A 14,586-nucleotide genomic window follows, 5' to 3' on the forward strand; every position below is an offset into this window, starting at 1 on the left:
TCTGACCCCGACACAACAACCGTCGGTCAGAGGCCCGATTCGATCATCCGCACCACTTCGGTGGCGGTCACCGGGTGGCTGAGCCAGTAGCCCTGGCCGAGGTCGCAACCGCGCTGCGCCAGCAGTTCGTACTGCGCCTGCTGCTCGATGCCCTCGGCCACCACGGTGATGCCCAGCGCGTGGGCCATGGCGATGATCGCCGTGGTCAGGGCCAGGTCGTCGGGATCGCGCTGCATGTCGGCCACGAAACTCTTGTCGATCTTCACGCCGTCAACGGGAACCTGGCGCAGGTGACTGAGCCCGGAGAAGCCGGTGCCGAAATCGTCCAGCCAGACCTTCACGCCGGTGCGGTGCAGCTTGTCCAGCAGCTGCGCTGCGACCATCTCGTCACCGATCACCGCGGTTTCGGTCAGCTCCAGATGCAGGCGCGACGCCGGCAGCCCGGACTCATGCAGGCATTGCGCGACCAGTGCCGGCAGTTCACCGCCGCGCAGCTGGCGTGGCGACACGTTCACCGAGACGAACAGGTCGTCGCCGGCCGCGCCACGCGGCCACTGCGCGGCCTCCATGCACGCCGCGCGCAGCACCTTCGGGCCGATGATCTCGATCAACCCGCTCTGCTCGGCCACTTCGATGAACACCGACGGCGGAATCGTGCCCAGGGTCGGATGCTGCCAGCGCAGCAGCACCTCCACACCGACCATCCGCCGGTCGCGCATGCGGAAGATCGGCTGGTAGGCCAGGCGCAGCTCGCCGCGCTCCCAGGCCCCGCGCAGCTCCTGCTCCATGTGCACGCGGCGCTCGACCGCATGGTCCATCGCCCGGCTGTAGTAGCGATAGCAGTTCTTGCCGGCCATCTTCGCCTGGTACATGGCGATGTCGCCGTTCTTCAGCAGCGTGGTGGCATCGGCCGCGTCGTCCGGGAACAGGGTCACGCCGATCGAGGTCCCCAGGAACAGCTCCCTGCCCTGCACCACCAGCGGTTTGCCCAGCTCGCGCACCAGCACCTCGGCCAGCAGGCGCGCGTTCGCGGCCACGTCGCCCTCGCCGACCAGGATCACGAACTCGTCGCCGCCGAAGCGCGCCAGCAGTGCCTCATCGCCGCCGGCTTCGGTCACCGCGCGACCGATGCGCTGCGCGAACTGCAGCAGGGCTTCGTCACCGGCCTCATGGCCGAGGGTGTCATTGACGCGCTTGAAATCATCGATATCGGCAAACAGCAGGCCCAGCCGATGATTGGACGCGCGCGCCGCCATCAGGCGATGGTCCAGCGCCTCGCGGAACGCCAACCGGTTGGTCAGCCCGGTCAGCGCGTCGGTATAGGCCATGCGCCGCACCTCGCGGTCATGCCGGGCGATGGCGTCGCGCATGCGGGCAAAACCACGCACCAGCTCGCCGACCTCGTCATTGCGGGTGTTCTCGGCCAGCGGCGCCTGGTAGTCGCCCGCCTCGATGCGGCGCGCCGCCGCGGCCAGGTCCCGGATCGGCGCGACCAGGGTACGCTGCACGTACACGATCACCGCCACCCCGATCACCACCAGCAGGCCCAGCATCAGCAGCAGCCAGCCCAGGTGGCGGCTGCCGACCTGCTGCAGGCGTTCGCCGAGGGTGGCATTGGCCGCCTGCTCGCGCTGCTGCACCTCGTCCAGCGCCATGCCGACCCGCACGCCACCGATGCGCTGGTTGCCGACCATGATCGGCATGGTGTTGTCCAGCACCTTGGGCGACTCCTGCACCACCAGCGCCTGCGCCCCTGCGGCCTTCGGGGCCAGCGGGTCGGTCATCGGCTGGCCGAAGCCGGAGACTTCGATCGAGCCGTCATGCACCAGCCGCCCACGCTCGTCAAACACCAGCACATAGCGCACGACCGGCTGCCGTGCCGTGCCGCGCACCAGCGCACCGACCTGGTCCAGGTCGCGGTAGTACAGCGGATTGGCCAGTGCATCGGACAGCTCGCGCGCCATGGCCTCGCCACGGCTGCGCACGCTGCGGTCGAACAGTTCATGGATGACGCCGCCGCTGAGGTTGCGCACCTCGCCCTGCATCGCCGCCTGCCGCCCCAGCAGCACCGCCAGGATCGCCACCACCACGACCATCGCCCCGCCCATCGCGAGCAGGAACCGGGCCTGCATTCCCGAGCCGAGCCACTTCATTCCACTTCCATCCGCACGCGCGTCAATCCTTGTTTCAATTCATCCAGCCGCTGCTGCGCATGCGCATCGACGCGGTGGAAACCCGAAGTGCCGAAAAACCGATGCAACGCCCCCTGCGCCTGCGGGTCGCTGGCCGCCTGCAGCAGGACATCCCGCAGCCGCTCACGCACCGCCGGATCGAGGTCGGCGCGGACCATCTCCACCGCCCGCGGGTAGGGTTCGGTGCGCAGCAGCTCGCGGAAGTCGCGCCGGAATGCCGCTGGCACCCGTCGCTCGTCGTTCCAGTCCACGCTGCTCACCGCCCCTGCCTCGACCATGCCCTTGTGCACGAACGTGGCGATGTTCAACTCGCTCCGCGCGAACACGTACCCCACACTGTCCCGGCCCGGCACGTCCCACACGCCGGCCAGGATCTGCGGCGCCAGCCCCTGCTGCAGCAGCGTCATCACCGGCACCAGGTAGGCGCTGGTCGACGCTGTGTTCTGCAGCGCCAGGCGATGCCCGCGCAGCCCCTGGAGCTGCTGGATCGGACTGTCGCGGCGCACGAAGAACACCGTCTGGTACTGGCGCACGCCATTGCGCTCGGTCAGCAGCAGCGGCCGTGCGCCACTGCGCTGGCCCAGCGCCACTGCCGTGCCCGACGTTTCCGTGACCCAGTCGACCCGGCCCCGCCGCAGATAGCTGGCCATCTGCTGTGGATCGCGTGCCATCAGGATCCGTCCTTCGGTGATGCCGACGTCATGCATGCGTGCCACCACATAGTCCAGCAAGGGCTGCAGCTGCTCGTAATGCGCCTGCGGATCATCACTGATCCGGCCCAGCACCAGCACCGGATCCGGTGCTGCATGCACCGTCCCGGCCAGCAGGATCATCACCAGGCTCAGCAGTCCCCTCTGCACTGCCCTTCGCAGACCCGACACAGGCTTCATCCCCCCTGGGTATCCGGACAGACTACCCGAAAAAATGAGAACGTCGTCAGCTGTCCTTGTTGCCCGCCTGCGCCAGTCGCGCCATGCGCTGGGTGTCGGCGAGGATGCCGCGCAACAGGCGCACTTCCTGCTCGCTCGGCTCGCTGCGCAGGAACAGCCGGCGCAGCTTGCGCATCGCCGATTCCGGGGCCCGGCCCTTGTGGAAATCGATCTCGTCCAGCGTGTCGCCAAGCTGGGCGAAGAAGCTCTCCATCTGCTCGTGGCTGGCCGCCTGTTCGCGGAAGCCCGGTTCGGCCCCGGCCGCCGGCTGCGCGCCCAGCAGCTGCATGCGCGTTTCGTAGGCCAGCACCTGCACCGCGGCCGCCAGATTGAGCGAGCTGAACGCCGGGTCGGAGGGGATATGCACCGCCGCGTGGCAGAGCTGCAGCTCTTCGTTGGTCAGCCCGGTGCGCTCTCGGCCGAACACCAGCGCCACCTCGGCCCCCTCGCCCGCCTTGGTTACCGCCCGGGCGGCGGCATCGGCCGGCAGGTACTCCTCCAGCTGCACGCGGCGGGCACGGGCGGTACAGCCCAGCACCAGGCGGCAATCGGCCACGGCCTCGGCCAGGGTGGCCACCACCGGGGCGTCGCCGAGCACGTCCTCGGCACCGGCCGAGCGGCGGAAGGCCTCCTCGTCCAGCGGTTTTTCGGGGGCAACCAGGACCAGGCGGGCCAGGCCCATGGTCTTCAGCGCACGGGCGGCGGCGCCCATGTTGCCGGGGTGCTGGGTACCGACCAGGACGAATCGGAGGCGGGTGGCGGCGGGAAACTGGGACATGAACAGGGAAAAGGTCGAGCTGGACGATGACCAATGGTAAACTGTGCGGCCGGCCACTGCGCCGGACCCGCTCTTTTCCCCCGCCAGTCCATCTCTTCTGCCTTTCCGGGAGCCCACGCCATGCAGAAACCCGCCGTCACCGTCATGGTCAAGGCCGCCCGCCTCGCCGGCAACGTCCTGTTGCGCAACATCAACAAGCTCGAGGCACTGAACGTGGTGCAGAAGGGCCGGATGGACTACGCCAGCGAAGTGGATGCGGACGCGGAAAAGGTGATCGTCAAGGAACTCAAGCGCGCCTACCCGGACTACGGCATCTTCGGTGAGGAAGGTGGCGTGCAGGGCGAGCGCCGCCAGATGTGGGTCATCGACCCGCTGGACGGCACCAGCAACTACCTGCGCGGCGTGCCGCACTACTGCGTGTCGATCGCGCTGGTCGAGAACGGCGAGCCGACCGACGCGGTCATCTTCGACCCGCTGCGCAATGAACTGTTCACTGCCAGCCGCGGCGCCGGTGCCGTGCTCAACGACCGCCGCATCCGCGTGGCCGAGCGCAAGGACCTGGAAGGCACCATGATCCACACCGGCTTCGCCCCGCGCGAGCGCAGCCGCGCCAGTGCCCAGCTGAAGGCGGTCGACGCCCTGCTGGTGCACGGCGAGGACATCCGCCGCACCGGCTCGGCGGCGCTGGACCTGGCCTACGTGGCCTGCGGCCGCGCCGACGCCTACTTCGAAGCCGGCGTGAAGGCCTGGGACATCGCTGCCGGCCTGCTGCTGGTCCGCGAGGCGGGCGGCAAGGTCTGCGACTTCAAGGGCGCGACCCTGGGCCGCATGGACAACCGTGGTCCGGAGACCCACCAGATCGTGGCCGGCAACCTGAAGGTGGCCGAGTCGCTGCAGAAGGTGCTGGTGAACACTGGCTACGCGGCGGAGTTCGACGCGAAGTTCTGAGATTCCGTGTAAAGCGGTTCATGGAGACGGCACCTGCGAGGGTGCCGTTTTCGTTTGCGCGGACGGAGAGTCGTTTCCGCGACCGCGGAGGGGTGTCACTTTCTTTGCGCGCAAAGAAAGTAACCAAAGAAACGCTCCGCCAGCCGCGAGCCGTCGCTACGCGACGGTTCCCTGTGCTTCTCGGAGAATCAGGGGACGGCGCCGAACTCGCTGCGCTCAAACACCGGCGCCTCTTCGCCCCTGATTCCCCTGCGATGCTCGGCTCGCTCAAGGCGGACTGGAAGGTCAAGATCAACAGCAAGCGCATCCACGCATGGCGCGGATCTACTGGGGGCAGCTTTTGCCTTTGACGTTGGGTCCGCCTTGAGCGAGCCGAGCACCGCAGGTCCGGCGAGGGCGAAGAGGTGCGGGTGTCTGAGCGCAGCGAGTTCCCGCACCGTCCCTCGACGGACCGAGGAGCGCAGGGTACCGGCGTGCGCAGCACGTCGGCTCGCGCCCCGGCGGCGTGTTTCTTTGGTTACTTTCTTTGCACGAGCAAAGAAAGTGACACCCCTCCGCGGTCGCGGAAATGACTCTCGCCGGGTCGTACCCGGCGCCACCCATGCGTGGGCGCGCAAACAAGAACGCCCGGCACGGAGCCGGGCGTCTCTCACTCCTCTGCAAGCCGAGGCTTATGCCACCGTCGACGCCCGCAGCGCGGCAATGCGCTCTTCCAGCGGCGGATGGCTCATGAACAGCTTCTTGGCCGTCGAACCGGAAATGCCGAAGGCGGCGATCTGGGTCGGCAGCGTGCTCTGGCCGTGGTTGAGCTGCAGGCGCTCCAGCGCGGCGATCATCTTCTGGCGGCCGGCCAGCGAGGCACCGCCAGCATCGGCGCGGAACTCGCGGTGGCGCGAGAACCACATCGAGATCATGGTGGCGAACAGGCCGAACACCATCTCCAGCACGAACACGATGATGTAGTAGGCGAAGCCACGGCCGCCGCCTTCGCGGTTGCCCGACAGCGCGCTGTCGATGATGCCGCCGACCACGCGGGCCAGCACGATCACGAAGGTGTTCAACACGCCCTGCAGCAGCGCCATGGTGATCATGTCGCCGTTGGCGACGTGGGCGATCTCGTGGCCCAGGACCGCTTCGGCCTCGTCCTCGCTCATGTTGTGCAGCAGGCCGGTGGACACCGCCACCAGCGCGTTGTTGCGGTTGGCGCCGGTGGCGAAGGCGTTGATCTCCGGGCCGTCATAGACCGCCACTTCCGGCATGCCGATGCCGGCCGCCTTGGCCTGGCGCTCGACGGTGGCCAGCAGCCAGCGTTCGGTCGGGTTGCGCGGTTCGGTGATCACCACCGCGCCGGTGGAGCGCTTGGCCATCCACTTGGACAGCAGCAGCGAGATGAAGGAGCCACCGAAGCCGAAGATCGCGGCCATCACCAACAGGCCGCTCATCTGGCTTGGATTGACCCCGAGCAACGACATCACGATGCTGGCGAGAATCAGGACCGCGAAGTTGGTCGCCAGGAACAGGGCAATGCGGGTAAACATGGGAAAATCCGGCTCGGAAGGGGTCGATACCGGTCAATTTGCGGCGTGGTCAGCTTGAATTCAAGCGCCAACCTGACCGACGATTCAGCCAGCATGACCTCCCCCATTCCCTGCGGTCGTTTCGCGCCCTCGCCGACCGGCCTGCTCCACCCCGGATCCCTGCTCGCCGCCTTCGGCAGCTGGCTGCTCGCGCGCCATCATGGCGGCCTGTGGCGGCTGCGCATCGAAGACGTCGATCCGCCGCGCACCGTGCCCGGGGCCGCCGCGTCACAACTGCAGGCGCTGGCCGCGTTCGGCCTCGCCCACGACGGCCCGGTCCTGTGGCAGAGCGCGCGTGGCGAGGCCTACCAGGCTGCGCTGGACGTACTGCTGGCCAGCGATCTGGCCTTCATCTGCCACTGCAGCCGCAGCGAGCTGGCCGCCAACGGCGGCATCCATCACCGCTGCGTTGCGCGGCAACCGCGACCGGACCCTGCCGTCCGCTTCCGCGTGCCCCCGGGCAGCGTCGTGCACTTCGATGATGGCCTGCGTGGCCCGCAGCGACAGGACGTGCATGCCGAAGTCGGCGATTTCGTGCTGCGCCGCGCCGACGGTTGCTGGGCCTACCAGTTGGCCGTGGTGGTCGATGACGCCGCGCAGGGCGTGAACGAAGTGGTGCGCGGCGCCGACCTGCTCGACTCCACCGCGCGGCAGATCCTGTTGCAGCAGGCATTGGGGCTGGCGGTGCCGCGCTACTGGCACCTGCCGCTGCTGCTCGATGCCACCGGCCACAAACTGTCCAAGTCGCTGGCATCGCTGCCGGTGGACAGCACACAGCCGGTGCCGGTACTGCGCGCGCTCTGGCAGCTGCTGGGCCAGGCACCGGACGCACTGCAGCATGCGCACGACCTGGACACGCTGCTGGCCACGGCCCAACGGCGTTTCGACCCGGCGCGGCTGCCGCGCACCGACATCCTGATGGGAACGGGCCTGCCGCCGGCCGGCGCACTTTCCGCGCCGATGTTGCAGAATCCCCCTTCCCCCACCTGATACCCGGACAGCACTCCATGACATCTCGCGTCGCACTGGTCACCGGCGGAACCGGCGGCATCGGTACCGCCATCTGCCAACGCCTGGCCGACCAGGGCCACCGGGTCGCCACCAACTACCGCGACGAGGCCAAGGCCCGCGCCTGGCAGCAGGCGATGACCGAGCGCGGCTACCACGTGGCGATCTTCCCGGGCGATGTCTCCGATCCGGACAGTGCCGAAGCGCTGGTGCGCGCGGTCGAGGCCGAGCTGGGCCCGGTCGAGATCCTGGTCAACAACGCTGGCATCACCCGCGATACCACGTTCCACCGCATGCGCGCGGATCAGTGGCACGATGTGATCAACACCAACCTCAACTCGGTGTTCAACGTCACCCGTCCGGTCATCGAGGGCATGCGCCGCCGCGGCTGGGGCCGGGTCATCCAGATCAGCTCGATCAACGGCCTGAAAGGCCAGTACGGCCAGGCCAACTACGCGGCGGCCAAGGCCGGCATGCACGGCTTCACCATCTCGCTTGCCCGCGAGAACGCCGGCTTCGGCATCACCGTCAACACCATTTCGCCCGGCTACGTGGCCACCGACATGGTGATGGCGGTTCCGGAGGACGTGCGCGCCAAGATCATCGCCGACATCCCGACCGGGCGCCTCGGCAAGCCCGAGGAAATCGCCTATGGCGTGTCCTTCCTGGTGGCCGACGAAGCCTCGTGGATCACCGGCAGCAACCTGGACATCAACGGCGGCCACCACATGGGCTGGTAAGCCGCGCAGGGGGCCTGGCGGCCACTGCTGCCGGCCCCTGCCACAGGCCATGCTGCGCAGCACGCAAACCCTTGCTGCGCAACATGATCGAGCCTGAAAGCCAAGCCTGGCGGGGGCTGGGGCGGTTGCAACGGCTGCTGCACTGCGCCATGCTGCGCACCTACTGTGACGAGTGACCGCTTCAATGGCTGCGACCCGCATCATCAAGAAGTATCCGAACCGCCGTCTCTACGACACCGAGATCTCCAGCTACATCACCATCGAGGACGTGCGCCAGCTGATCCTGGACGGCGAGGACTTCGAAGTCCGCGACGCCAAGAGCGGCGACGACCTCACCCGTTCGGTCCTGCTGCAGATCATCGCCGACCAGGAGCAGGACGGCGAACCGATGCTGTCCACCCAGCTGCTGAGCCAGCTGATCCGCTTCTATGGCGATTCCCTGCAGGGCTTCATGGGCAACTACCTGGAGCGCAGCATGCAGGTCTTCCTCGACCAGCAGCAGCAGTTCCGCCAGCAGATGGGCAACCTGCTGGGCCAGACCCCGTGGGCGATGATGAACCAGCTGACCGAGCGCAACCTGGAACTGTGGCAGGAATTCCAGCGCAGCATGGGCAGCGGCTTCGGCGGCCCGCGCCCGGGCGGCACCGGAACGGGAACCGGCAACAAGCCCGGCGAACCGGGCACCGGCACCGGCGGCAAGACCCGCCGCTGAGCTGCAGCACCGGCGGGAACGAAAACGGCGCGCCCCTGGCGCGCCGTTTTGCTTGGAACCATGCCAACGATGCGTCAGCGTTTCGCCCTGCATGCGGTACACACCCGCTCGACCTTGTAGCCCTTCGCCTTCAGCTCCTCGACCACGCCATCACTGCCCAGCAGGTGCAGCGTGCCGACCACCACCAGCGTACCGCCCTGCCCGGCCTGCAGGTACGGCTGCAGCTTGGGTATCCAGGCATCATTGCGCCCGGTGTTGATGCGCTGGTACAGCTGCGGATACTGCTGGCGCATTTCGGCGGCCATCTTGGTCCACAGCAGGCGCTCGTCGCCGCGGCGCCATGCATCATGCAGCAGCCGCGCCTGCTCATCGGCCTTGCCGGCCTGGTCCAGCGCTTCGGCCAGCATCTGCCGCTGCTCCTGCACGGTCATCCCGTCGAGCATGCCGATCTGGGTATCGATGTCCTCCAGGCCCGCCGTCTTGCGGCCCGTCTTCTGCGCACGCTCCATGAAGTGGCGGTCCAGGCCCAGCGCCGGGTCCAGGCCCAGCTTCTGCATCTGCCCGACCGAAATGCTCAGGCCGACGAACCAGGGCTTCATGCCCTGCATCTGCGCCAGCGGCAACTGGTTCTGCGCAGCGAAGGCCTGCAGCTTCTGCCAGGTCGCCGCATCCAGATCACGCTTGAGCTCGCTGCCATCGGTGCGGGTCGCGGCCTGCACCATGCGGCTGGCCAGCTGTGGCGACTGCATGTCTTCCGGCGACAGCTCGAACACCACCCGCTGCGAGGCCTCGAATGCCTGTTCGACATCGGGCGACAGCGGGTAGTCCTGCGGTTTAAGCAGGTGGAACGACCCCAGCAGGTACACGCGGGCATCGCCCGGGCCGGTGACTTTCCACAACAGCGGCACGGGCGGCTTGGCCGCCGTTGCGGTCGCGGCCGCCGCGGGGGCGGCCTGGGCATCGCGGGCGGCGGCCAGGGGTGCGACCGCGCAGGCCGCCAGCAGCAGCGCGGCACGGAACAGGTGGTTGATCGGCATCGTCAGCCTTCTCCTTCAGGCAGGTGGTACGCCTTTTCGCCCGCTTCCACGCGCAGGTCCAGCCGGTTCTCCGGCGGTGCCAGCGGACAGGTGGCGTAGGCGGTGAACGCGCACGGCGGGTTGTAGGCATGGTTGAAATCGATGCGCAGCGTGCCGTCGGCGGCAGGTGCATCGGTATCCAGGTAGCGACCGGCCGGATAACTGCCGTGGCCGCTGGTGCGGTCGGCGAAGATCAGGAACAGCGGCTGCCCGGGCGCACCGATGGCTTCCAGGCGCCAGCTGCGACCATCGCGCTCGAACTCGACCGCACCAGCGTTGGGCATCTCGGTGGTCAAGCCGGTGATGTCGACGATGGGGATCGTCTTGCCCGGCGGATGCGCGATGAAGCGCGCCTGCACCTGCCAGTCCGCCCCGCCCGGCCAATACTGCAGGCCGGCAAAATCACGGCGCGCCGCCGCATCGGCGTGCTTGACCCGCAGCGCATCACGCGGCCCGCGACGGATGATGCTGAGCTGGCCCTTGCCGCCATCGAACGCCAGCAGTGTCGGCTGCGCGTCCTTGTCGGTGTCGACGCGGATGCGGCCGCGCACCGGCTGGCCCTCATGGCTGACGTCGACGCCGGTCTCTGGCGTGAACCACCACTGCGTGCCCTCGCGGCGCAGCAGGCCCAGCTTGTCCGGTCCGACCGCCAGGCGGATGCCATTGGTCGCACCGCTGCCGACGAAGTGCGACGTGTTCTGCAGCCAGTGCAGGCCCACCAGCGCCGTCCAGCCATCGGGCCGGGTCAGGTCCTGGTAGCGCGCCACGCGCCATTGCTGCTGCGCGGCCGCGTAGGCCGGATCTTCAGTGACCGCTGGCGCCGCCGGCGGCGCCGGGCTGCAGGCGGCCAACATCCAGGCGGCCAGCAGGCCCGCCATTCCCCGATAACGCATCGATGCTCCCCTCAACGTCCGCGCAGGAACCAGCGGTCGATCTCCGCCAGCGAAAAACGGGCCCAGGTGGGCCGGCCGTGGTTGCACTGGCCGGACCGCTCGGTGATCTCCATGTCGCGCAGCAGCGCGTTCATTTCCGGCACGGTCAGGCGCCGGTTGGCGCGCACCGCGCCATGGCAGGCCATGGTCGACAGCAGTTCGTCGCGGGCACTGGCCACGCGGCGGCTCTGCCCATGCTCTCGCAGGTCGGTCAGCACGTCGCGCAGCAGCCCTTCCGGTTCGGCATGCGCCAGCAGCGCCGGAATGCTGCGCACATGCAGCGAACCGGGGCCGGCACGCGTCACCTCGAAGCCGAGCGCCGCCAGGGTTTCGGCTTCGCTTTCGGCGGTATCCGCCTCGCGCTCGCCCACCGCCAGGGTGATCGGCACCAGCAGCGGCTGCGACTGCAGGCCGATGCCATCGTGCGCGTTCTTCAGGCGCTCGTAGCCGATGCGTTCGTGGGCCGCATGCATGTCGACCACGATCAGGCCTTCGGCGTTCTCGGCCAGGATGTAGATGCCGTGCAGCTGCGCGATCGCATAGCCCAGCGGCGGCACGCCCGCGTCGGCGCTGGTCACCGGCAACCCGTTCTCGCTCGGCATCGGCGGCAGTGCCACTGCACGTTCGGCGCCTGCCGGCGTGGCATACAGCGCCGCATAGGAAGCCGGCGCGTCGGCCACCTGCAGGCCCAGCGGCTGCTGCGGTCGCCATCCGGAAAAGCCACCACCGCCTCCACCGGAGCCAGCCCCGGGTGCCGGGCCGCGCACCAGCCCGAAAGCGGAGGCGCCCGATGCGGTGGGCACGGCCGTGGCATCCACCGGCTGCGCAGCACCGGCACCGATCTCCTGCGCCGACATGCCCGCGCGGGTATCGGCCAGTGCATCCTTCAACGTGCGATAGACGAAGTCATGGACCAGCCGCGAATCGCGGAAGCGCACCTCGTGCTTGGCCGGATGCACGTTGACATCGACGCGGGTCGGGTCCAGCTCGAGGAACAGCACATACGCCGGCTGGCGGCCGTGGTACAGCACGTCGCCGTAGGCCATCTTCACCGCGTGGGCCACGCTACGGTCACGCACCGAACGGCCGTTGACATACAGGTACTGCTGGTCGGCGCTGGCGCGCGAATAGTGCGGCTGCGCGATCCAGCCGTGCAGGCGCAGGCCGGCGCCGCTGTGGTCCACGCGCACCGCCTGGTTGGCGAAATCCTCGCCCAGCGTTTCGGCAAGGCGCGCGTCGGAATACAGATCGCCCGGCTTGTAGCGGCGCGAGGCCTTGCCGTTGTGCGACACGCGCAGTTCGACATCCGGCCGCGCCAGCGCCAGCGACCGCAGCCATTCTTCGATATGGCCCAGTTCGGTGCGCTCGGCGCGCAGGAACTTGCGCCGCGCCGGCACGTTGTAGAACAGCTCGCGCACTTCCACGGTGGTGCCCGGCGCATGCGCGCGGGGCGTCACCTCGCCGATCTTGCCGCCTTCGATCTGCAGCGCCGAGCCGTGCTCGTCGTGCGCGCGGCGCGAGCACAGGGTGAAGCGGCTGACCGACGCGATCGACGGCAGCGCTTCACCCCGGAAGCCGAGCGTGGCCACCGATTCGAGATCGTCCAGGTCGGCGATCTTGCTGGTGGCGTGCCGCGACACCGCCAGCGGCAGTTGTTCTGGCGCGATGCCGCTGCCGTTGTCGCGGATGCGGATCAGGCGCACGCCGCCCTCTTCAAGATCGATATCAACGCGGCTGGCGCCCGCGTCGATCGCGTTCTCGACCAGCTCCTTGACCACCGACGCGGGCCGTTCGACCACTTCGCCAGCGGCGATCTGGTTGATCAGGATGTCCGGCAACGGCCGGATCGGACGCGGACCGGGCGCACTCATGGGTGGTGATGGGCAGCAGACTTCATGGGTCGATGATAGCGGAGGCTGCGCACGTAGAGTCGACTGCTCTTCGCCGGGCACCGCCCCCGCGCTGCGCGCGTAGTCGACTGACAGTCGACGCTACAGAAAGCGGTAACCCGCCTTCGGCGGGTTACTTGCTGCCGCCGGCCATGGTGCCGGCCGCGTCGATCTCGGCCTGGGCGCGGGCGGCATACAGCGTACCCGGCGGCGGCTGGCGGCTGAAGAAGGTGTGCACGCCATCCAGCACCGCGCCCGCGACCTTGCGCTGGTAGGCCGGGTCCATCAGGCGGCGCTCTTCATCCGGATTGGAGATGAACGCGGTTTCCACCAGCATCGCCGGCATGTCCGACGTGCGCAGCACGGCGAAGTTGGCGCGCTCGATGTTCGGCTTGTGGTTGTTGCCGATCCGCTTCAGGCCACCCAGCACATGACCGGCCGCGTCTTCCGACGCCTTCATGTAGCCGCTCTGCGCCAGATCCAGCAGCACGTTGGCCAGGGTGCCCTCGGTCTGCTGCAGGCGCACGCCGCCGACCAGGTCGGCCGCGTTTTCCTTGTCGGCCAGCCAGCGGGCGCGCTGCGAAGACGCACCCTTGGTCGACAGCACGTAGACCGACGAGCCGGTGGCGGATCGATTCTCGGCCGCATCGGCGTGGATCGAGATGAAGATGTCGGCCTTGTTGGCGCGCGCCTTCTGCGCACGCATCGGCAGCGGGATGAACACGTCGCTGTCGCGCGTCAGGTAAGCCTTCAGGCCCGGCGTGGCGTTGACCTGCCGGGCCAGTTCGCGCGCCACCGCCAGGGTGACGTCTTTCTCACGCTTGCCGGTCGGGCCGATCGCGCCCGGGTCCTGGCCACCGTGACCGGGATCGATCGCCACCACCAGGTGGCGCATGCCCGGCTGCATGCGGATGCGCGAGGCATCGCTGGGCATGGCCGGACGCGGCGGCTCGACCGGCGTCGGCGTCGGCGCCGGTGCCGGAACCGTGGACGGCGGCGTGGTTACCACCGCAGCGGTGCGCTGGCCAGCGAGGATCGCGGCCGGGGACGACGAAGGGCTGCTGCTGGCCGTGACCCCGGCCGCAGCGACCTGGGCCGGCGCGGTGGACGGCGCCGGCGTCGGCGCGGCCGGTGCGGCGGCCGTGGCGCTGGCCTGCTGCTGGACCTGCGCGGTCAGCAGGGCGGTGGCACGTGCAGCATCGGTACGCGACGAAGCGTTGGCAACCGGGCTGGACGCGGCCGGAGCGGGTGCGGGCGCAGCCCCCGCAGCAGGCGCCTGCGAGTGCACGGCCGGCGTTGCCGCCGGGCGGCTGGCGGCCACGGCCGGGCCATCACCCGGCCATTCGATCACCAGCTTGGATTCATTGCCCTCGCGCTGCATCTGCGGGCGGAACGGGGCCACCGATTCGGCGAGGTCGAAGACGACACGGAACGTCCCCGGAACCGGCTGCCCGGTACGCACCGCCGTGACCACGCCTTGCGCGGCCGGCATCTTCAGGTTGCGTATCGCGCTGGAGTCGGGGAAATCGACCACCAGGCGGTTCGGGCTGGCCAGCGACAGGGTCTTGTAGCCGCCACTGCCCACCAGCGAGATCTCCGCGCGGGTGCCGGTGGCGCCGGTATTCAGCAGCACCTGGCGGACTTCGCCCGCCCACGCACTGACGCTCGCCAGACCCAGTCCGACGGCGGCACAGATGGCGATGAGACGGTTCCCCGGGCGCATGGCTCAGGATTCAATCACCGCGCTGAACGGAATGCAACACCTTTTTCCTTAATAATCCGTAACCTGCCGATGTTTGTTCTCG

12 protein-coding genes are annotated in these 14,586 nt (G+C 68.7%); 4 read left to right on the forward strand and 8 right to left on the reverse strand.

The window, feature by feature from the left end:
* Positions 1–26: 26 nt before the first annotated feature.
* The 3 genes from BLS66_RS01145 to BLS66_RS01155 form a co-directional block, all read right to left on the reverse strand.
* Positions 27–2,153 carry a putative bifunctional diguanylate cyclase/phosphodiesterase gene (locus BLS66_RS01145; RefSeq protein WP_049468098.1) on the reverse strand — a complete coding sequence of 709 codons (2,127 nt, stop codon included), beginning with the start codon at positions 2,151–2,153 and terminating at the stop codon, positions 27–29.
* Positions 2,150–3,025 (reverse strand): phosphate/phosphite/phosphonate ABC transporter substrate-binding protein, encoded by an 876-nt coding sequence (locus tag BLS66_RS01150; RefSeq protein WP_049468096.1) that lies wholly within the window; start codon positions 3,023–3,025, stop codon positions 2,150–2,152. Before BLS66_RS01150 ends, BLS66_RS01145 begins: the two co-directional genes overlap by 4 nt.
* A 103-nt stretch (positions 3,026–3,128) precedes the next feature.
* Positions 3,129–3,899 (reverse strand): RNA methyltransferase, encoded by a 771-nt coding sequence (locus tag BLS66_RS01155; protein ID WP_049468094.1) that lies wholly within the window; start codon positions 3,897–3,899, stop codon positions 3,129–3,131.
* A gap of 120 nt (positions 3,900–4,019) precedes the next feature.
* Here BLS66_RS01155 and BLS66_RS01160 point away from each other — a divergent pair, with 120 nt between their 5' ends.
* Positions 4,020–4,847 carry an inositol monophosphatase family protein gene (locus tag BLS66_RS01160; protein WP_049468091.1) on the forward strand — a complete coding sequence of 276 codons (828 nt, stop codon included), beginning with the start codon at positions 4,020–4,022 and terminating at the stop codon, positions 4,845–4,847.
* Between the two features lie 671 nt (positions 4,848–5,518).
* Here BLS66_RS01160 and htpX read toward each other — a convergent pair.
* On the reverse strand, positions 5,519–6,385 hold the full coding sequence (htpX, locus tag BLS66_RS01165) for a protease HtpX (protein ID WP_049466767.1): 867 nt from the start codon (positions 6,383–6,385) through the stop codon (positions 5,519–5,521).
* Between the two features lie 93 nt (positions 6,386–6,478).
* Between htpX and gluQRS the strand changes: the two genes are divergently transcribed.
* The 3 genes from gluQRS (at position 6,479) to phaR (ending at position 8,884) form a co-directional block, all read left to right on the forward strand.
* Positions 6,479–7,414 (forward strand): tRNA glutamyl-Q(34) synthetase GluQRS, encoded by a 936-nt coding sequence (gene gluQRS, locus BLS66_RS01170; RefSeq protein ID WP_074724910.1) that lies wholly within the window; start codon positions 6,479–6,481, stop codon positions 7,412–7,414.
* 17 nt (positions 7,415–7,431) lie between these two features.
* Positions 7,432–8,172: a beta-ketoacyl-ACP reductase gene (gene phbB / locus BLS66_RS01175; RefSeq protein ID WP_049466763.1), complete on the forward strand. Its 741-nt coding sequence runs from the start codon at positions 7,432–7,434 to the stop codon at positions 8,170–8,172.
* A 184-nt stretch (positions 8,173–8,356) separates the two neighbouring features.
* Positions 8,357–8,884 carry a polyhydroxyalkanoate synthesis repressor PhaR gene (gene phaR / locus BLS66_RS01180; protein ID WP_049466761.1) on the forward strand — a complete coding sequence of 176 codons (528 nt, stop codon included), beginning with the start codon at positions 8,357–8,359 and terminating at the stop codon, positions 8,882–8,884.
* A gap of 74 nt (positions 8,885–8,958) precedes the next feature.
* On the opposite strand, the gene BLS66_RS01185 is transcribed toward phaR, so the two are convergent.
* From BLS66_RS01185 to BLS66_RS01200, 4 genes are all read right to left on the reverse strand, one after another.
* Positions 8,959–9,921: a TraB/GumN family protein gene (locus BLS66_RS01185; RefSeq protein WP_074724911.1), complete on the reverse strand. Its 963-nt coding sequence runs from the start codon at positions 9,919–9,921 to the stop codon at positions 8,959–8,961.
* A 2-nt stretch (positions 9,922–9,923) separates the two neighbouring features.
* The gene (locus BLS66_RS01190) at positions 9,924–10,853 is read right to left on the reverse strand and encodes a DUF1684 domain-containing protein (protein ID WP_057493595.1); all 930 of its coding nucleotides are present in this window, start codon (positions 10,851–10,853) and stop codon (positions 9,924–9,926) included.
* Between the two features lie 11 nt (positions 10,854–10,864).
* Positions 10,865–12,763: a DNA mismatch repair endonuclease MutL gene (mutL, locus tag BLS66_RS01195; protein ID WP_074724912.1), complete on the reverse strand. Its 1,899-nt coding sequence runs from the start codon at positions 12,761–12,763 to the stop codon at positions 10,865–10,867.
* Positions 12,764–12,914: 151 nt separating this feature from the next.
* On the reverse strand, positions 12,915–14,504 hold the full coding sequence (locus BLS66_RS01200) for an N-acetylmuramoyl-L-alanine amidase (protein WP_074724913.1): 1,590 nt from the start codon (positions 14,502–14,504) through the stop codon (positions 12,915–12,917).
* Positions 14,505–14,586: the final 82 nt, after the last annotated feature.

This window comes from Stenotrophomonas pavanii, assembly GCF_900101175.1.
In the GTDB taxonomy this organism is placed as follows: Bacteria; Pseudomonadota; Gammaproteobacteria; order Xanthomonadales; family Xanthomonadaceae; genus Stenotrophomonas; species Stenotrophomonas pavanii.